The 20,601-nt window shown below is 70.3% G+C and carries 8 protein-coding genes; 6 read left to right on the top strand and 2 right to left on the bottom strand.

The features are described 5' to 3' along the window. The first annotated feature begins 7 nt into the window (after positions 1–7). The 6 genes from ABZV58_RS10705 (at position 8) to ABZV58_RS10680 (ending at position 18,691) form a co-directional block, all read left to right on the top strand. Entirely contained in the window at positions 8–1,180 is a 1,173-nt protein-coding gene (locus ABZV58_RS10705) for a 5-(carboxyamino)imidazole ribonucleotide synthase (protein WP_355000525.1), read from the top strand. Beyond that, the gene (purE, locus tag ABZV58_RS10700; RefSeq protein WP_141807175.1) at positions 1,173–1,673 is read left to right on the top strand and encodes a 5-(carboxyamino)imidazole ribonucleotide mutase; all 501 of its coding nucleotides are present in this window, start codon (positions 1,173–1,175) and stop codon (positions 1,671–1,673) included. Before ABZV58_RS10705 ends, purE begins: the two co-directional genes overlap by 8 nt. Positions 1,674–1,823: 150 nt before the next feature. Further along, positions 1,824–2,513, top strand: coding sequence for a TetR family transcriptional regulator (locus tag ABZV58_RS10695; RefSeq protein ID WP_354999941.1), 690 nt, complete (start codon positions 1,824–1,826; stop codon positions 2,511–2,513). A gap of 157 nt (positions 2,514–2,670) precedes the next feature. Then, the gene (locus ABZV58_RS10690) at positions 2,671–3,831 is read left to right on the top strand and encodes an acyl-CoA dehydrogenase (protein ID WP_067787697.1); all 1,161 of its coding nucleotides are present in this window, start codon (positions 2,671–2,673) and stop codon (positions 3,829–3,831) included. A 490-nt stretch (positions 3,832–4,321) separates the two neighbouring features. Then, positions 4,322–4,978 carry a DUF6875 domain-containing protein gene (locus tag ABZV58_RS10685; RefSeq protein WP_354999940.1) on the top strand — a complete coding sequence of 219 codons (657 nt, stop codon included), beginning with the start codon at positions 4,322–4,324 and terminating at the stop codon, positions 4,976–4,978. 21 nt (positions 4,979–4,999) lie between these two features. Next, positions 5,000–18,691 carry an amino acid adenylation domain-containing protein gene (locus ABZV58_RS10680; protein ID WP_354999939.1) on the top strand — a complete coding sequence of 4,564 codons (13,692 nt, stop codon included), beginning with the start codon at positions 5,000–5,002 and terminating at the stop codon, positions 18,689–18,691. A 27-nt stretch (positions 18,692–18,718) separates the two neighbouring features. Here ABZV58_RS10680 and ABZV58_RS10675 read toward each other — a convergent pair whose 3' ends face one another. Next, positions 18,719–19,003: a GNAT family N-acetyltransferase gene (locus ABZV58_RS10675; RefSeq protein ID WP_354999938.1), complete on the bottom strand. Its 285-nt coding sequence runs from the start codon at positions 19,001–19,003 to the stop codon at positions 18,719–18,721. A 119-nt stretch (positions 19,004–19,122) separates the two neighbouring features. Further along, a complete protein-coding gene (locus ABZV58_RS10670; protein ID WP_354999937.1) occupies positions 19,123–20,481 on the bottom strand; it encodes an FAD-linked oxidase C-terminal domain-containing protein in 1,359 nt (452 codons plus the stop codon). Positions 20,482–20,601 lie beyond the last annotated feature (120 nt).

Here is a 20,601-nt window from a genome sequence, read left to right as displayed (position 1 = left end):
AGCCGCGATGCCCACCGTCACCATGATCGGTGGCGGTCAACTCGCGCGAATGACCCATCAGGCCGCGATAGCGCTCGGCCAGCGGCTCCGGGTGCTCGCCGAGAACCCGGAAGACCCGGCCGCGCAGGTCAGTCCCGAGGTGGTGCTCGGCAGCCACACCGATCTCGCCGCGTTGCGCAAGGCCGCCGTCGGATCGCACGCGCTGACCTTCGACCACGAGCACGTGCCGACCGAGCACCTCGAGGCGCTGGTCGCCGAGGGCGTCAACGTGGCGCCGCCGCCGCAGGCCCTGATCTACGCCCAGGACAAGCTGGCCATGCGCACCAAGCTCGCCGAGCTCGGTGTCCCGGTGCCCGCGTTCACCCCGGTCGCCGCGCCCGCCGACGCGGTGCGCTTCGGCGACGAGCACGGCTGGCCGTTCGTGCTCAAGGCAGTGCGCGGCGGTTACGACGGCCGCGGTGTGTGGATGCCCGCCGACGCCGCCGAGGCCGAGCGGATCGTCACCGACCAGCTCGCGCACGGCGTGCGGCTGCTCGCCGAGGCGAAGGTCGATCTGAAGCGCGAGCTCTCGGCGATGGTGGCCCGTTCGCCGTTCGGGCAGGCCGCGACCTGGCCGGTGGTGGAGACCGTGCAGCGCAAGGGGCAGTGCGCGGTGGTGATCGCGCCCGCGCCGGACCTCGCCGATGAGCAGGCCGCCGAGGCCGAGACCCTGGCGCTGAACCTGGCCGCCGAACTCGGCGTGGTCGGCGCGATGGCCGTCGAGCTCTTCGAGACCCACGACGGCGCGCTGCTGGTGAACGAGCTGGCGATGCGCCCGCACAACTCCGGCCACTGGGGCATGGACGGTGCGCGCACCGGGCAGTTCGAGCAGCACCTGCGCGCCGTGCTGGACTACCCGCTCGGCGACACCAGCCCGCTGGCTCCGGTCACCGTGATGGCCAACATCCTCGGCGCCGAGCAGGCGCCCGAGATGTCGATGGACGAGCGGCTGCACCATCTGTTCGCCAGGATGCCCGATGCGAAGGTGCACCTGTACGGCAAGGGCGAACGCCCCGATCGCAAGATCGGGCACATCAACATCCTCGGTGACGACGTGGCCGAGGTGCGCGAGAAGGCAGAGCGGGCGGCGCACTGGATGTCGCACGCGGTGTGGACCGACGGATGGGATCCCCATGAGTAATCCTCGAGTTGGCCTGATCATGGGCAGCGACTCCGATTGGCCGACCATGGAGGCGGCCGCCGAGGCGCTCGCCGAGTTCGGCGTGCCGTTCGAGGTGGGCGTGGTCTCCGCGCACCGCACGCCGCAGCGCATGCTCGACTACGCGCGCGAGGCGGCCGATCGCGGCGTCCAGGTGATCATCGCGGGCGCGGGCGGCGCGGCGCACCTGCCCGGCATGGTCGCCTCCGCGACTCCGCTTCCGGTGATCGGGGTGCCGGTCCCGCTGAAGTACCTCGACGGCATGGACTCGCTGCTCTCGATCGTGCAGATGCCCGCGGGCGTCCCGGTCGCCACCGTCTCCATCGGCGGCGCACGCAACGCGGGCCTGCTCGCGGTCCGCATCCTCGCCGCCGCCGACCCGGCCCTGCGCACCCGCATGACCCAATTCCAGGCCGACCTGGAAAAACTCGTCCTCGAAAAGGACGAAGCCCTCCGCACCAAACTCCTCGGCTGACGTGCCGCCCGTCCGGGCGTCGCTCAACAGCGGCGTCCGGACCGCAGGGCTGTCACGGATTCGACCAAGCTCTACGAAACATGCGAAACAAACGAAACAACCTCGCGGGGTCATGGGGCAGTTCAAGCTTCGGTCGCTACGGTGGCTGCCGTGGCATCTGAGGAGAGTGGGCGGGCGCGGGCCGGGGAGGATCCGGCGCGGTTTCGGTTGACCGTGGTCGATCAGGCGTTGCGGTTGTTCGCGGACAAGGGGTACGAGGCGACGACGGTCGACGAGATCGCGGAGGCGGCGGGGATTTCCCGGCGGACGTTCTTCCGGCAGTTCCGGTCGAAAGAGGACGTGATCTTCGCCGATCACGAGTCGCAGCTGGCGCAGGCGGCGGCCTATCTGGCGAACGCGCAGGACGAGGATCCGTGGGACGCCGTGTGCGCGGCTGTCGTGCAGGTCTTCGAGCGGTTCACGCAGTGGCGGGAGATCGCCGCGCGGCGCTACCGGGTGGTGCGCAGGGTGCCCGCGCTGCGCGAGCGCGAGATCGTCACCGTGTTCCGTTACGAGCGCCTGTTCACCGACTATCTGCGCGAGCGCCTGCCCGACGCCCCCGATCTGGCCAGGGTGCAGTTCACCGCGGCGGTCACCGCGACGCACAACTATCTGCTGCGCCGGATGGTGCGCGGCGAGTCGGACGCGGGCGCCGCGGATCTGCGGGTCGAACTGGCGGCCATTCCGCGCGGTCGCGGCCGCGCCCACGACGCGGCGGAGATGGTGGTCGCGGTGTTCCCGAGGGACATGCCATCGCGCCAGGTCGCCGATCTGCTGACCCGCAAGCTCGGTAGTCTGTGACCTGAACCACCTACCGGTGCGTTGACACTCAGTGCCAGAAGATCGCCCCACTTGGCGCGGAATTCTGTGCGTATACTGGCGCATGAAGTGGCACTGAGTGCCGAGATGAACGCCGGCCGCCGACGCGGCTCGAGCCCACCACCCAGGAGCGTGTCCCATGGCGGGAAACCCCGATTTCGACCTGTTCAAGCTCGAGGACTTCCACGACGAACTGCGGGCGGCCATCCGCGGTCTGGCGGAGAAGGAAATCGCGCCGTACGCCAAGGACGTCGACGGTAACTCCCGCTTCCCCGAGGAGGCGCTCACCGCGCTGAACGCCGCCGGCTTCAACGCCGTGCACGTGCCCGAGGCCTACGGCGGCCAGGGCGCCGACTCGGTCGCCACCTGCATCGTGATCGAAGAGGTCGCCCGCGTCTGTGGCTCCTCCTCGCTCATCCCCGCGGTCAACAAGCTCGGCACCATGGGCCTGATCCTGAACGGCTCCGAGGAGCTGAAGCAGAAGGTGCTCGCCGACATCGTCAACGGCGAGATGGCCTCCTACGCGCTGTCCGAGCGCGAGGCGGGCTCCGACGCCGCCTCCATGCGCACCCGCGCCAAGCAGGACGGCGACGACTGGATCATCAACGGCTCCAAGTGTTGGATCACCAACGGTGGCAAGTCCTCCTGGTACACCGTGATGGCCGTGACCGACGCCGACAAGGGCGCCAACGGCATCTCCGCGTTCATGGTGCACAAGGACGACGAGGGCTTCGTCGTCGGCCCGCTCGAGCACAAGCTCGGCATCAAGGGCTCGCCCACCGCCGAGCTGTACTTCGAGAACTGCCGCGTCCCCGGCGACCGCATCATCGGCGCGCCCGGCACCGGTTTCAAGACCGCGCTGCAGACCCTCGACCACACCCGCCCGACCATCGGCGCGCAGGCCGTCGGCCTGGCCCAGGGCGCGCTGGACGCGGCGATCGCCTACACCAAGGACCGCAAGCAGTTCGGCACCGCCATCGCCGACTTCCAGAACACCCAGTTCATGCTGGCCGACATGGCGATGAAGATCGAGGCCGCCCGCCTCATGGTCTACACCTCGGCCGCCCGCGCCGAGCGCGGTGAGAAGAACCTCGGCTTCATCTCCGCCGCCGCCAAGTGCTTCGCCTCGGACGTGGCCATGGAGGTCACCACCAACGCCGTCCAGCTCTTCGGTGGCGCCGGCTACACCACCGACTTCCCGGTCGAGCGGATGATGCGTGACGCCAAGATCACCCAGATCTACGAGGGCACCAACCAGATCCAGCGTGTGGTGATGTCCAGGGCGTTGCTGCGCGGCTGACGCCCGCACCTGCGTATCAGGGAACGGCCGGGTTGTTACCCGGCCGTTCCCTTTTTTGTGTCACCCATCGTTCGCCGATATTCGTTCGCGACCGACCGGTTGCTCCATCGTGTCCGCGAAGTAGCTCGTTTCGAGACCTGCCGGCCCATAACCATTGGTAGCTGGATATTTCGGAAGCCGGTCGGGGCTTTTGGAGGCTGACGTCGATCCTCGCTGATAGGAGGCGCCTGAACAGGCGCTTCGTGGTTACTTCGGCAGGAGCTGACGCGTGTTTCGTCATAGCGCACATATTCTGAACAATCACTTCCCAAGAAACGCGGGTGATCGGCTACGCGCCTGTCCGGGAGGTTCGCGAGACCGCGCTCGACCTCGTTACGTCGCGAGGTGAGTGATGGTCGAGATCGTCATCGGACAACAGTCGGGGATGAATTGGTTCCCCTTGTCCGACTCAGATGTTTCGTGTCCGCACACGAAGTCCACCGTCGACTCCGTGCGGACCTGGGCCGAGGACTATTTGACCGGCCACGTGCCGGAACTCGGTCGTGACGGGCCGGTCTGCCCGTACATCCGGCCGTCGCTGCGCCGCGAGCTGATGTGGGTCGGCCGGGTGCCCGGCGTCCGTCCGTGGCCGGCGTACGTACGACTGGTCATCGAGGACGCGCTCGAGCTGTTCGGGCGGCTGGGGCCGGCGGAGGGCAGCGGCGCGGTGCTGCGCGCCCTCGTCACCGCGATGCCGGACCTGCGGGACTTCTCGCTGATCGACGACTTGCACGACGAGCTCAAGTCGAGATTCGTCGAGCGCGGCTTCATGCTCGGGCAGTTCTATCCCGGATGCAAGGAGCCGGGGTTGTGGAACAAGGACTACCACCCGCTCGATTCGCCGATCCCGATGCTCGTCGTGCGCAGCATGATGACCACCGACTTCCCGTTCCTGCTCGGGCGGCCCGAGTGGATGGCCGCCTATGTCAAGAAGTTCGCGCCCACGCTGCCCGCACACGTGCGGCAGGTGATGGTCAGCCGGTTGACCGCGAGCTCCGATACCGACGTGCCCGCCTACGAGCTCCAACCGGAGCCGGAGACGGACCGGGCGTCGTCGACCAGAAAGAACGCCATGCCGATTTCCGCGACGACGCGTAGAGCCGGCTGACTCGAATCAAGGGGATCGACTATGACGCACGGACTTTCGGCCGCGCGGGGCATCGACGTGAGCGAGAACGATGGTTTCCCGCTTTCGCCCGCGCAACTCGGCATGTGGTACGCACAGCAGCTGGATCCTTCGGTGCCGCTCAACGAAGCGCAGTACATCGAGATGCGCGGGCCGCTGGACATCGACACGCTGATCGAGGTCTCGCATCAGGTCGCCTACGAGTACGAGACCGCGCTGCTGCGGTTCGGGGTGCGCGATGGGCAGCCGTATCAGGTCGTCGATCCGAGCCTGCACACGAACCTGAGCTACCTGGACCTCAGCGACGCCGCCGACCCGGACGCCGAAGCCATGCGCTGGATGCGGGCGGACGTGACCGCCCCGGTGGACCTGATCGACGAGCGGCCCGGGATATCGGTGCTGATCCGGGTCGCCCCCGATCGAGTGCTGTGGTATTCGCGGGCACACCACATCGTGGTGGACGGTTTCGCGTCCGCGACGGGGCTGTACCGCGTCGCCGAGCTGTACAACGCCGCGCTGGCGGGCGAGGAGCCGCCCGCGTGCAAGGCGTCCGGGCTGCGCGAGATCTACGACGACGAGGTGCGCTACCGGCAGTCGAGCCGATTCACCGCCGATGCGCAGTACTGGTCGCAGCGCATGGCGGACATGCCCGAACGGTGCAGTCTGGTGCCGGGCGCCGCGCCCGCGCACGCGCTCGGACGTCAGCACCGGCAGCGGCTCTCCGACGAGACGAAGGCACGGCTCGACGCCGCCGCGTCGCGCTACGGCGTCGGCACGCCCGGTATCGCGATGGCGGCGCTCGCGGTCTTCTACGCGCAGTCCACCGGTGCGCACGATGTGGTGCTGAGCCTGCCGGTCTCCGGACGCACCACCGCGATGTTGCGTCGCTCCGGCGGCATGCTGGCCAATATCGTTCCGCTGCGCGTCACGGTGGGTGAGCGCAGCACCATGGCCGAGATCGTGGACGCGATCCGGATCGAGGTCTCCGGTGCGCTACGGCACCAACGGTTTCGACACGAAGAGATCCGGCGGGGCGCGGACGGCGACGCGGCGGTCGCGGGCGGTCGCGGGATCGTCGGCCCGGTGGTCAACATCATGCTGTTCCCCGCCGAGATCCACTTCACGGGCATCGAGACCGATCTGCACGTGATCACGTCGGGCCCGATCGAGGACCTGTTCGTCAACATCTACCAACACGGCGCGCGGGCGCCGATCTACCTCGACTTCACCGCCAATCCCGATCTCTACGACGAAGATTCCCTGGCCCGTCACCACCTGCGGTTCCTGAAGCTGTTCGAGGCGCTGCTGGACGCCGACCCCGACACCCCGGTCCGCGAGGTCGAGTACTTCCTCGACGACGAGGTGGTCCTGCGCGAAGGAATGCACGGTCCGACGCCACCCGTCCCCGGACTGCTGCCGGATGTGCTCGACGAGGGACTGCGCGCGGCGGGCGAGGATGCCGTCGCCGTGGTGGACGGCGACCGCACCGTGACCTACGGCGAACTCGACAGCGCCGCAGGCGTAGTGGCCCGGCGACTGACTCGGCTCGGCGCGGGGCCGGACGAGTCGGTGCTCGTCGCACTGCCGCGCTCGATGGAGTCGGTGCTCGCGTTCTGGGGCGTGGTGCGTTCCGGCGCGGCCTACGTGCCGCTCGGTATCGGTAACCCCGCCGAGCGGGTCGCCACGATGGCGACGGAATGCGGTGCGCGACTGGGTATCACCACCCGCGAGCAAGCTTCGCGGTTGCCCGATACGGTCCGGTGGATCGAGATCGACACGGACACGGCGATTCTCGACGCGCTCCACGGCCACGCGGCGGAAGCCACTGCGGTGGAGAGCGATTCGACGGAAGGCGACTCGCGGGGCGAGCTGCGCCTCGAGCACGCCGCCTACGTCGTCTTCACCTCCGGGTCGACCGGCGTGCCGAAGGGCGTGGTCGTCTCGCACTCCGGGATCGCGGGGCTGGCCGCCGCTGTGCGCGAAGCCTATCGGCCCGAGGTGGGTTCGCGCGTGCTGCAGTGCCTGAACCCGAGTTTCGACGCGTCCCTGCTGGAACTGCTGGTCGCGTTCGGTAGCGGCGCGACGCTGGTGATCGGCCGGGGTGAAGCCATGGCGGGCGCCGAGATCACCTCCGCGATCGCGGAATCCGGGATCACCCACCTCTGCTCCACGCCCGCCGTGCTCACCACACTGCCGGACGACGCCCTGAACGGCGTGCGTGCGCTGTCCACCGGTGGGGAGATCTGCCCGCCGGAAGTGGTGGCACGCTTCGGTTCCGGCCGCAGGCTGGTGAACTCCTACGGCCCGTCCGAGACCACCGTCGCGGCCACCTTCACCGATGCCATGGACCTCGAGCGCCCCTCCGGCATCGGCCGGCCGGTGCCGGGTGCGCGACTGCTGGTCCTCGATCGGCGGCTGGCGCCGGTGCCGATCGGCACACCTGGCGAGCTCTACATCGCCGGGTCCGGAGTGGCCCGCGGTTACGCGGGACGCCCCGGTCTGACGGCCGAACGTCTGGTCGCCGACCCGTTCGGACCGGCGGGCAGCCGGATGTATCGCACCGGTGACTTGGTCTACTGGCGTTCGGTCGAACCGTCCGGTGAAACGGCCGCGGCCGACGGTGTCGTGCTGGAGTACCTGGGGCGCAGCGATTTCCAGGTGAAGTTGCGCGGCATGCGAGTGGAACCCGGCGAGGTCGACGCGGTGCTCCATTCGCACCCGGAGGTGGAGATCTCCGTCACGGTCGTTCGCACCGGTGCGTCCGGACGCGCCATGCTCGCGTCCTATGTGGTTCCGGTGCATCACGATTCGCGGTCCGTCGAACTGGACGTGCCGAGCCTGCGCGAATTCTGCATGCGCCGGTTGCCCGGCCACATGGTGCCCGGCGCCATCACCGTGCTGGACGCGCTGCCGATCACCGGCAACGGCAAGGTCGACCGGCGCGCGCTGCCGGAGCCGATGGCCTACGAGGCGTCGCGGGCTGCCGCGTCGGAGGTCGAGGGCGTCCTGTGCCAGTTGTTCGCCGAAGTGCTCGGCGTGCCGTCGATCGGCGCGGACGTGTCGTTCTTCGCGCTCGGCGGCGACTCGATCCTCTCCATCCAACTGGTCGCCCGCGGCCGGGCGGCCGATCTGGTGTTCTCGGCGCGCGACGTGTTCGAGCACCCGACGCCCGCGGCCCTGGCGGCGGTGGTCACCGCGCCCGGCGAGCGGCAGTCGCTCGCCGAATTGCCCGGCGGCGGCGTGGGTTTCCTGCCACGGACGCCGATCGTGGACTGGCTGCTCGAGCAGCGGGGATGGCAGCGGTTCAGCCAGTCCATGGTGCTCGCCCTGCCCGCAGGTCTGAGCGAGTCCGAACTGGTGCGCACCCTCGGCGCGGTGCTGGACCGGCACGACATGTTGCGCGCCAGGGTGGTTCGCGGCGGCTTGGAGGTCGCGGCGCCGCGGACGCTCGCGGCCGAGACGCTGCTCGAGCGCGTGCGGGTGCCCGAAATCGAGGGCATCGACACCGAATCCGTCGTCGCGGCGGCCACCGCGCGACTCGCGCCGGAGGCCGGGATCATGGTCGCGGCGACCTGGCTGGACGCCGGTGCGGAGGCGGCGGGCAGGCTCGTCCTCGTCATCCACCATCTGGCCGTCGACGCGGTGTCCTGGCGCATTCTGATCGCCGATCTGATCTCCGCCTGGGCGCAGGCGCACGCCGACGAGACGCCCGAATTGCCATCCGTCGGCACCTCCATGCGTACGTGGGCGCACGCCCTCACCGAGGCGGCGACGACCGAGCCGTGGACCGCCGAGGCCGACCACTGGGCCGCCGTGCTCGCCACCCCCGATCCGCCGCTCGGCCGCCGCGCGCTCGATCCGGCAATGGACACCGGCGACACCATCGAGCGCCTCGAACTGAGCCTGCCCGCGGCGACCACCGCGACGCTGCTCGACCGGCTGCCCGCGACCTACCGCTGCGGTATGGAGGAGGCGCTGCTGACCGCGCTGGCCTCGGCGCTCGCGGAACACCGTGCCGAACCCGGCCCCGCGCTGGTCATGCTGGAGCGGCACGGCCGCGAGGAGGCCGCCGTACCCGGCGCCGATCTCTCCCGCACAGTCGGCTGGTTCACCAGCCAGTTCCCCGTCCGGTTGACGATTGGCGACGCCGGTCCGCTGGACGCGCTCGTCACCGTCAAGGAACAGCTGCGCGCCGTCCCGCACGGCGGCATCGGCTTCGGCCTGCTGCGGCATTCGAACCCGGAGACCGCCGCCGTCCTCGGCGCCGCGCCGGACCCGCAGCTCGGATTCAACTACCTCGGCCAGGTGACCGAGGGCGACACCGACGCGTCGGAGGCTGCGGTGCCGTGGTTGCCGGTCTCGCTCGCGGCGAGCCTGGGCGGTGGCGCCGAGCTGCCTGCCTCGGCGGTCCTCGCTGTCGACGCGGTGGTCGTCGAACGCCCGGAAGGTTCGGTGCTGCACGCGGTGTGGCGGTACGCCTCGAAGGTCGTCGACGGCGCGGAAATGGAAGCCCTTGCCGGGAAGTGGATTTCCGCACTGGAGGAACTGGCCCGACGACTGGCCGAGCCCGACGCGGGCAAACTGACGCCCTCCGATCTGCCCCTGGTCTCGGTCGGTCAGCGACAGCTGGACGCCTGGGCCACCAGGTATCCCGCCATGACGGACGTGTGGCCACTGGCCCCGCTCCAGCATGGTCTGCTCTTCCACGCGCAACTGGCCGCGGGCCGCACCGACGAGTACTCGGTGCAGGCGGTGTTCGAATTCGACGGAGCGGTGGACATCGAGCGGCTGGCGGCCGCCGCCACCGCGACCGTGCGCGAACACGAGGCGCTGCGCACCGCGTTCGTGGCGGGCACCGACGAGCCGGTGCAGATCCTGCTCGCCGACGTCGACGTCCCCTGGCGCACAGTGGATGTCGACGCGGACGACTTCGACGCGTTCGCGGCCCGCGAGCTGGCGGCGCCGTTCGACCCCGCGCACCCGCCGCTGGTCAGGTTCGTCTGCGTGCGGTGCAGCGAGGACGACATCCGGCTGCTCGTCACCAACCACCACCTTGTGCTCGACGGCTGGTCCATGCCGCTGCTGCTCGCCGAACTGCTCGCGCGCTACCAAAGCGGTGGGGACGGAACGGCTTTCCCGCAGCCGGTCTCGTACCGCGACTACCTGGAATGGCTGACCCGCCGGGACCGCGCCGCGGCGACGGCGGCGTGGACGGACGCGCTCTCCGGACTGCCCGGCCCCACGCTGGTCACCGCGGGCCGCACCCCGCAGCGAACCGGTGCCGGGAAACTGGATCTCGACCTGCCGCTCACACCCGAGACCGCCCTCGCCCTGCACAGCATGGCGGCCGACCAAGGCGTCACCCTCAACACGGTGGTGCAGTGCGCTTGGGGCATGCTGCTCGCCGAGCTGACCGGCGAGACCGATATCGTCTTCGGCGCGACGGTTTCCGGCCGACCTGCCGACCTGCCCGGCGCGGAACGCATCGTCGGCATGCTGGTCAACACCCTCCCGGTGCGCGTCACGCTCGATCCCGCCGAGCCGGTCGGTGACCTGTTGCGCCGGATCCAGCGCGAGCAGGGCACTCTGCTCGACCACCACACCGCGGGACTCACCGAGATCCAGTCCGCCACCGGGCTCGGCGTGCTCTTCGACACCGCCATCGTCTACGAGTCCTATCCGGTGGACGCGGCGGCCCTGCGCAACGCAGCCGAGCACGCGGCGCTCCGGGTGCGGGATTTCCGCGGCCGCGACGGCACCCACTACCCGCTGTCGCTTGCCGCGCACGCACGCGACACGCTGCGGCTGATCCTCAGCTGCGCCACCGGATTCTTCGACGCCGACGAGGCACACGCGATCGGCGACCGCCTGGTGCGGATGCTCGACCGCATGGCCGCCGACCCGGCGGGGAGAGCCGCCGGTGTGTGCGGCGTGGAGCGCGCCGACGTGCTGCGTTCCCGACCGCAGCCGATGCGGCTGCTGCCCGATCTGCTGCGCTGCGGCGTGCGTCCGGGCCGGGTCGCGGTCGAGGACGACGCACACGCCGTCGACTACACGGAACTCGATGCCCGCTCGAATCGCTTGGCCCGCAGACTGATCGCGTCCGGCGCTGGCCCGGAGACCAGGGTGCTGCTCGCGCTGCCGCGGTCCGTCGACTGGTTCGTCGCGGTGTGGGCGATCGCGAAGTCCGGCGCCGCGTTCGTCCCCGTCGATATCGACCATCCCGAGGACCGCCTCGCGACCCTCGCCGCCGACAGCGCCGCGCCGCTCGGTATCACCACCGCGCGACACCGAGATCGACTGCCCGGCACGGTGTCCTGGTCGCTGCTCGACGACCCGGTGCTGCGCGCCGAGCTGCTGGACCATTCCGACGCGGCGATCACCGATGACGACCGGCTGCGCCCGCTGCGCGTGGAACACCCCGCCTATCTGATCTACACCTCGGGATCCACCGGGACACCCAAGGGCGTCGTGGTGACCCACGCCGGACTCGGCGGGCTCGCGGTGGGTGCCGCGGCGCGCATGCGGGCCAGGCCGGGCGATCGTGTCCTGCTCAGCATGAACCCGAATTTCGACGCCGCGACGCTGGTGTGGCTGTCCACCTTCTACACCGGCGCCACGCTGGTCACCGCGCCCGCGGCGGCGATCGCGGGCGACGAGCTGACCTCCGTGATCGTGGCGAACGAGGTGACTCACGTCGTCGCGCCGCCCGCCGTGCTCGCCACGCTCTCGGCCGCGTCGTGGAACGGCGTGCGCACGGTGGTCACCGGCGGCGAGGTCTGTCCGCCCGAGCTCACCGCACGGGTCGGCGCGGGTCGGTCGATGATGAACTCCTACGGACCGGCCGAGGCGACCGTCGCCGCGACCTTCAGCGCGCCGCTGGTCCCCGGCGAGGCCGCCGAGCTCGGCGCGCCCATGCCGGGATTCGGTCTGGTCGTGTTCGACCGCTGGTTGCGGCCCGCGCCGGTCGGGACGATCGGTGAGCTGTACCTGATGGGCCCCGGTCTGGCGCGCGGCTACCACGGCCGCGCGGGGCTGACGGCCGCTCGGTTCGTGCCCGACCCGTTCGGCGCTCCCGGCGACCGGATGTATCGCACCGGCGATCTGGTGCGGCGCGTCTCGCACAGCGGCCTGGAATACGTGGGCCGCAACGATTCCCAGGTCAAGCTGCATGGCATCCGGGTGGAACCCGGTGAGGTCGACGCGGTGCTGCGCGACGTGCCGGGGGTCGGACTCGCGGTCACCGTGCCGCGGCGCGGGCCCACCGGTGACCTGGCGCTCGCGGCCTATGTGGCTCCGACGGCGGGCGCCGAACTCGACGGCGCGCGCCTGCGCGACCACTTGGTGCGCCGCCTGCCCCGCCACCTGGTGCCCGCGGCGGTGACCGTGCTCGACGTCCTGCCGGTGACCGGCAACGGCAAGGTCGACGTGCGCGCTTTGCCCGAACCCGAATGCGTCGCAGTGGAATACGTGGCTCCGATCGGCGTCGAGCGCGTCGTCGCCGAGGTTTTCGGCGCGGTGCTCGATCGGCCGGGTATCGGCGCGTACGACGACTTCTTCGCCCTCGGCGGCGATTCGCTGTCCGCGACCAGGGTGACCGCCCGGCTCGGCGCCGCACTCGACATCGAGGTGCCGGTCCGGTTGTTGTTCGAAGCGCCGACGGTGCGCGCGCTGGCCGCCCGGTTGCCCGCGGCGGGCGCCGGGGCACGGCCCAGCATCGGACCGCGATCCGGTGCGCGGCCCGAGCACATTCCGCTCGCGCCCGCGCAGCAGCGGATGTGGTTCGTCAACCAATACGACCCGGAATCCGGTGCGTACAACATCCCCGCGGTGCTCCGCCTGCGCGGTGACCTGGATGTGAGCGCTCTGCGTGCGGCGCTCTCCGATGTGCTGGCCAGGCACGAGGCGCTGCGTACCGTGTACCCGGCGCGCGACGGCGTCGGCTACCAGGTCGTGCTGCCGGCGGACGCGGTGGAACTCGATCCGGAGCCGATCCAGATCGCGGGGGACGCGCTGCCTGCTGCGGTACTGGATTGCGTGACAGCCGGTTTCGACGTGGCCTCGGCGGTGCCGTTGCGGCTGCGCCTGTTCCGCGTCGCCGATGGCGAGCACGTCCTCGTCGTCGTGGTGCACCACATCAGCGCGGACGGGTTCTCCATGGGGCCGCTCGCGAGGGACGTGCTCGCGGCCTACGCGGCGCGTGCCAACGGCGATATCCCGGGCTGGACCGAATTGCCGGTGCAGTACGCGGATTACACGCTCTGGCAACGGGATCGGCTGGGTTCGGCCGACGACCCGGAATCCCTGCTCGCCGCTCAGCTCGACTACTGGACCACCACACTGAAGGGCCTGCCGGACCGGCTCGAGCTGCCCGCCGACCGGCCTCGTCCGGCCGTTCCGTCGCTGCGCGCGGGCACCGTGCTGCGCACCGTCGACGCCGAATTGGCCACCGCGCTGGACGAACTCGGCCGAACCAACCACAGTTCGCTGTTCATGGTGCTGCACGCCGCGCTCGCGGCCCTGTTCGCCAGGCTCAGCGGCACATCGGACATCGCGATCGGCACGCCGGTCGCGGGTCGCGGCGCGGCCGAACTGGACGATGTGGTCGGCATGTTCGTCAACACCGTCGTGCTGCGCACCGAGATCGACTCGGCCGACACGTTCGCCGAACTGCTCGCCGAGACGCGGCGCACCGATCTGGACGCCTTCGCGCACGCCGACATCCCGTTCGAGAGCCTCGTCGACGTGCTCGATCCGGCCCGCTCGGCGGCGCGGCACCCGCTGGTCCAGGTCATGTTGGTGTTCCAGAATCTCGCACCGGTCGAGCTCACGCTCTCCCATCTGCACGTAGCGCCGGTGGAGCTGGAACAGCAGAGCCTGCGTTTCGACCTGAGCGTCACGGTGGCGCCGGACGAGACGTCGGGCCTGACGATCCGCTTCGGCTACGCCACCGATCTGTTCGACCACGACACCGTCGAGCGGTTCGCCGACCGCTGGCTGCGGTTGTTGCGCGCGGTCGCCACGGCTCCGGAAGCGCCCGTTGGCGATGTCGACCTGCTCGACGCGGAAGAGGCTGCGGCCCTTGTCGTTCCGGCCCTGCCTCCGGTGGCGGAACCGGCCGTGTTGCCAAAGCTGCTCGCGGCGGCGGTGGCGGACAATCCGGACGGTGTCGCGGTGATCGACGGCGTCACCCGGCTCACCTACCGCGAGCTCGACGAGCACGCCAACCGGTTGGCGCGGGTGCTCATCAGCGCGGGCGCTGGCCCCGAAGAGCTGGTCGCGATCGCCATCCGGCGCTCGCTGCCCGCGGTGCTCGCGGTGTGGGCGGTGGCCAAGACCGGCGCCGCGTTCGTGCCGATCGACCCGGCCTATCCGGCCGAGCGGATCACGCAGATCCTGGACGATTCCGGGGCGCGGCTCGGCGTGACGGTCCGCGCCGTCGCGCCGTCGCTGCCCGGCGCGGACTCCGGCGAGTCGCCGGTGCACTGGCTCGCGCTGGACGATCCGGCCACCACCGATCTGGTCGACTCGGCCACCGGAGTGCCGATCGACGACACCGAACGCACGACGCCGGTGCGGTGGGAGAATCCGGCCTACGTCATCTTCACCTCGGGTTCCACCGGACGACCGAAGGGCGTCGTCGTCACACACGAGGGGCTGGCGAATCTCACCGTCGCCCAGCGCGATCGGATGCGCATCACGGCGGACTCGCGTGTGCTCGCGGTCGCGTCCCCGAGCTTCGACGCCGCGGTGCTGGAGCTGCTGATGGCCGTCGGCGCGGGGGCGACGCTGGTGATCGCCGGTCCCACCGCTTTCGGCGGGCCGGAGCTCGGGGAACTGCTCGCCCGCGAACGTGTTTCGCACATCGCGCTCTCGCCGTCGGCGCTGGGCTCGGTGGATGCCGCGGTGCTCGGCCCGGAACCCGCGCTGCGCGGCATCATCACCGGCGGCGAGCCGTGCCCGCCGGACCTGGTCGAACAGTGGGCGGCGCCGGATCGCTTGCAGTTCAACGACTACGGTCCCACCGAGTGCACGATCTGGGCGACGGGCAGTGATGCCCTGCGGCCCGGTGACGAGATCACCATCGGCGGCCCGGTCCCCGGTCTCGCGGTCCGCGTGCTCGACGAGCGGCTGCACCCGGTGCCGGACGGTGTCGTCGGCGAACTGTATCTGTCCGGCCATGCCCTCGCGCGCGGCTACCACGGCCGATCGCCCCTGACCGCCGCGCGCTTCGTCGCCGATCCGTACGGCGCGCCCGGCGAACGCATGTACCGCACCGGCGATCTGGTGCGCAGGCGCGACGGCGCGCTGGGCTACATCGGCCGCGGTGACCTCCAGGTGAAACTGCGCGGACTGCGCATCGAACTCGGCGAGATCGAGTCGGCCCTGGTGCGCGATCACGCCGTCCACCAAGCGGCGGTGACGGTCTACACCGATCCGTCCGTCGGCGAGCTGCTGGTCGGCTACGTGGTGCCGCACGGAGTGGGTGCCCACGAGGCGGCGGCAGACGAGGCCGAGGCGCCCGCGGCGGAAACCCACGCCGTCGCGTCCCGCGAGGTCGCGACGATCGACCTCGACGCGCTGAAAGCCTCTCTCGCCCAGCAGCTTCCGTCGTACATGGTGCCGTCGGCACTTGTCGTGCTCGACGCTCTGCCGCGCACCGCGAACGGCAAGCTCGATCGGCGGGCACTTCCGGCTCCCGATATCCGTGCGGGCCGCTTCCGCGAGCCGACGACGCCCGCCGAGCGCATCGTCGCCGAAACCTTCGGTGAGCTGCTCGGCGTGCCGCGGGTCGGTCTCGACGACGACTTCTTCGCGCTCGGCGGCAATTCGCTCATCGCGACCCGCATCGCCGCCCGCCTCGGTGCGGCACTGGACCGTCGCGTTCCGGTGCGTATGGTGTTCGACGCCCCGACCGTCGAACGACTGGCCGAAGCGGTGCGCACCTCGGCGGCGCCGCCCGGTCCGCGTCCGGGACCGCGCCACCGGCCGACCTACGTCCCGCTTTCGGCGGCGCAGCGGCGGATGTGGTTCCTCAACCGCTACGATCCTTCCTCGCCCGCGCAGAACGTGCCCCTCGCGTTGGAGGTGCGGGGCGAACTGGATGTCGCGGTCGTGCAGGCGGCACTGATGGACGTCATCGCCCGCCACGAGGCGCTGCGCACCGTATATCCGGTGAACGCCGAGGGCGAGCCGTACCAGGACGTGCGTGGTGTGGCGGAAGCCTTTGTGCCGGTTCGCGTCTCGGATGCCGATGCCGAATCCGTTCCGCGTTTGGTCGCCATGGCCTGCGCGCAGGGTTTCGATCTCACCACCGAGCTCTCGCTGCGCGTGCAGCTGCTCCGGATCGAACCGCGGCGCACCGTAATGGTGGTGGTGATGCACCACATCGCCTCCGACGGTTCGTCGCTGGCGCCCTTGGCCCGCGACGTGCTGGTGGCCTACTCGGCTCGCCGCGCCGGTGCCGCCCCGCAATGGCAGCCGCTGCCACTGCAATACGCCGATTACGCGCTGTGGCAGCACGAGTTGCTCGGCGCCGACGACGATCCCGACAGTCTGGCGCACCGGCAGCTGGAGTACTGGCGGGACGCACTGGACGGACTGCCCGCCGTGACGTCGCTGCCGAGCGACCATCCGCGGCCGACCATGTCCACCCATCGCGCGGGATCGGTCGAGTTCCACATCGATGTCGCCACGCAGCAACGCATTCGGCAGATCGCACGGTGGCACGGCGTGAGTAACTTCATGGTGGCGCACGCGGCCCTCGCCGCGCTGCTCGGCCGCATCTCCAGGCAGCAGGATGTCGCGATTGGCACGGTCGTCGCCGGACGCGGTGACGGCGAACTCGACGAGCTGGTCGGCATGTTCGTCAACACCCTGGTGTTGCGCAGCAGGGTGCGTTCCGAGGACACCTTCGAAAAGCTGCTGGCCGCAACCAAAGACGGTGATCTGGACGCGTTCGGCAATGCCGATCTGCCGTTCGAGCGGTTGGTCGAGGTGGTCGCGCCCGCTCGCTCCACGTCCCACCATCCGCTGTTCCAGGTGCTGCTGACCTTCCAGAACTTCGAGTTCAATCCAGGCGGGGTGCCCGAACTCGGTGTCCGCGCGATCGAGATGCCCGCGGTCGGAGCGAAATTCGATCTGGAGTGGATGCTCGACGAGCAGTTCGACGGAGAGGGAGCGCCCGCTGGCATCGACGGCAGCCTCACTTTCGCCCTCGACCTGTTCGAACCGTCCACCGCGCGAACGCTCACGGAAAGGTACGTCGAGTTGCTCGACGCCGTCACCGCGAACCCGGAGCTGGTACTCGGCGACATCGATGTCACCGCGCCGCCCGGCACGGTCGTCTACGCCCCACCGCCGAGCGTGGTCCAGCAGCGCACCGACTTGCCCTACCGTCCGCCGGTCACCCGGACCGAGCACGTGGTGGTGAGCGCCTTCGAGAAGGTGCTCGGCGCGGAACGAGTCGGGTTGGACGACAACTTCTTCGAACTCGGCGGCACCTCCATGGTCGCGGTCCGCCTGGTCGACGAACTGCGCGAACAACTCGACCACGCCGTCCCGGTGCAGTGGATGTTCGGCGATCCCACGCCGGGAGCGCTGGCCGAGCGCATCGTGGCGCAGCCGGAGGCGAGGGCGGACGGGACCGATCCCGCGCTGCGACCGCTGCTGCCGTTGCGTCCGTCCGGCAGCGGGCCCGCGCTGTTCTGCGTGCATCCGGCGATCGGATTGGCCTGGGGCTACGCGGGATTGGTGCGTCATCTGGATCCCGGCCACCCGGTGTACGGGCTGCAATCACCGGGCGTCGCCGCCGCGCAGCCGGACATGTCGCTGACCGAACGCGCGGCGCGCTACGCCGACGAGATGCAGGCCGCCCAGCCGGACGGTCCGTACCGGGTGCTCGGCTATTCGGCGGGCGGACCGCTGGCCCACGCGGTCGCCGTGGAACTCCAACGCCGAGAGGCGACGGTATCGGCGCTCGTCATCATCGACGGTCGCGCCGACGTCGAACCCGAGAGCGCCACGGAGATGCCGCCGCCGGAGATCCTGCTCGCCGAGTTCGGCGGCATCGACCCGGCCCTGCTCACCGGCGACCAGCCGCTGGCCGAGCGCGCCGCCGAACTCCTGCGCGGCGGGCGCGTGTTGGGCGAGGTTGCCGTTGATGCTTTGGGCGAATCCGCTGATGGCGCCTTGGACGAAGTTGCCGGTGGTACCTCGGGCGGCGTTGCCGATGATCCCTCGGGCGCGGTGGTCGATGGTGGCTCGGACGAGTCGGCCGGTGGTGCCTCGGGCGAGTCGGCTGGTGGTGCCTCGGGCGAGTCGGCTGGTGGTGCCTCGGGCGAGTCGGCTGGTGGTGCCTTGGCCGCACTAGGCGGCGGCGCCCTGGACGCGATGGCCGGTAGCGCCTTCGGTGCGCTCGACGCCGCGGCCTTGGAACGCCTCTACCTCGACTACCAGCAGTTGGTCCGGCAGGCGGCCGAATACCGGCCCGGCGTGTTCGACGGTGATCTGCTCTTCTTCAGCAGCACCAGCCGCAGGCCCGGCTACTCGCCGAACGCGGACACCTGGCGGCCCTACGTCAGCGGCGCGATCGTCGACCACCAGACGGGCCACGAACACAACCACCTGACCGGGCCAGAGGCCCTCGCGGTGATCGGCCCGATCCTGGCCGAGTACTTGCGGGAGCGCGGCTGACTTCCATCAGCCGGAGCGGAGGTACGCCTAAGCGACCAGGTCCGCGTACTCGCGGTGGTCGGCGATGTACTTCTCGACGTACCAGCAGGTCGGCACCACGGAAAAGCCCGCGTCCCTGGAGTCCTGAAGCGCGTACTCGACCACCTTGGCCGCGATGCCCTGCCCGCGGAACTCCGGGAAGGTCATGGTGTGGTGGAAGTCGCGGACCTTGCTGTCCTCGCGCTCGGCGTAGTCGGCGTACCCGGCCAGGGTGTCGTCGACGTAGATCTCGAATCGGGTGTCGGCGGCGTTGTGCTCGAGCCTGGTGGTCATGGTGGTGCCAACTCCTTCGTGCGCGGGATTGTTCCGGACTCCATCAGGGGTGCGGTTGCGTGGCGGTGGACCGGTCGCGGAATGCGCCGAGTGTATAAGCCCGGTCGGCGAGTTCCGCGTCAGAGGATCGCGCCGGGGTTGAGGATGCCGTGCGGGTCGAGCGCGTCCTTGATGCGCTGGGTCAGCGCCATCACGTCGGGGCCGAGCTGGTCGGGCAGCCAGTCCTTCTTGAGCCTGCCGACGCCGTGTTCGCCGGTGATCGTGCCGCCGAGGGTGATGGCGAGGTCCATGATCTCGCCGAAGGCACGGTGCGCGCGGGCGGTGTTCTCGGCGTCGGCGGGGTCGTGCACGATCAGCGGGTGGGTGTTGCCGTCGCCCGCGTGCGCGATCACCGAGACGGTCACGTCGTTGCGTTCGGCGATGGCGGCGATGCCCGTGACCAGATCGCCGAGGCGCGGCAGCGGCACCCCGACGTCTTCGAGCAGCAGCGGCCCGAGCCGTTCCACGGCGGGAATCGCGAAACGCCTCGCCGCCGTGAACGCCTCGCCCTCCTCGGCGTCCTCGGTGTGGAAAACCTCGGTGGCTCCGGCCTTTTCGCACGCCTCGACCATGATCTCGGCCTCGCGCGCGGCGAATTCGCCAGGCGCGTCGGACCGGGCGACCAGCAGCGCGGCGGCGGCACGGTCCAGACCCATCCGCATCTCGTCCTCGACGGCATTGATGGCGATGGAGTCCATGAACTCGAGCATGGACGGCCGCAGCGTGCCGGTGATGCCGAGAATGGCCTCGGTGGCGGCGGTGAGCGAGGCGAAACTGGCGACCACAGTGCTCTGCGACGGCTGCGCGGGCAGCAGTCGCAGCGTCAGTTCGGTGATCACGCCGAGCGTGCCCTCGCTGCCGACGAACAGCTTGGTGAGCGAGAGCCCGGCGGAATCCTTCAGGCGCGGCCCGCCCAACCGCACGGGGGTTCCGTCGGCGAGCACGACCTCCATGCCGAGCACGTAGTCGGTGGTGACCCCGTACTTCACGCAGCACAGCCCGCCCGCGTTGGTCGCCGCGTTGCCGCCGATCGAGCACATCTCGAACGACGACGGATCCGGCGGATACCACAGCCCGTGCTCGGCGACCGCCCGCTTCACCTCCGCGTTCAACAGCCCCGGCTGCGCGACCGCGGTCCGGGTGACCGGATCGACGGTGATCGCCCGCATCCGCTCGGTGCTCAGCACGATCCCGCCGTCCACCGCCGTGGCGCCGCCGGAAAGCCCGGATCCCGCGCCGCGCGGAACCACCGGCACCCGGTGCGCGTGCGCCCAGCGCAACGTCGCCGCGACATCCGCGGTGCAGGTGGCGCGGACGACCGCCGCGGGCGTTCCGGCCCCGGGATCGCGCGCCCAGTCCTGCCGGTAGCCGATCAGCAAATCGGGGTCGGTGAGCACCGCGCCCTCGGGGAGTGCGGCGACGAGTTCATGCAGGTCCACGGTTGTTCAGAGTAGTGGGGTGCGGGCGTGGAATCGGTCGAAAGCGCAGGCGGACGCTACTTCGGGCTGGTAATTCCGGGCGCGCCGGGCAAGAATGCCGGGTGCAGGGGCTCGCCGTGC

Source organism: Nocardia sp. NPDC004654 (genome assembly GCF_040609595.1).
In the GTDB taxonomy this organism is placed as follows: domain Bacteria; phylum Actinomycetota; class Actinomycetes; order Mycobacteriales; family Mycobacteriaceae; genus Nocardia.
Note: the sequence above shows the minus strand (reverse complement) of the source record. Positions and strands in the feature narration are given on the sequence as shown.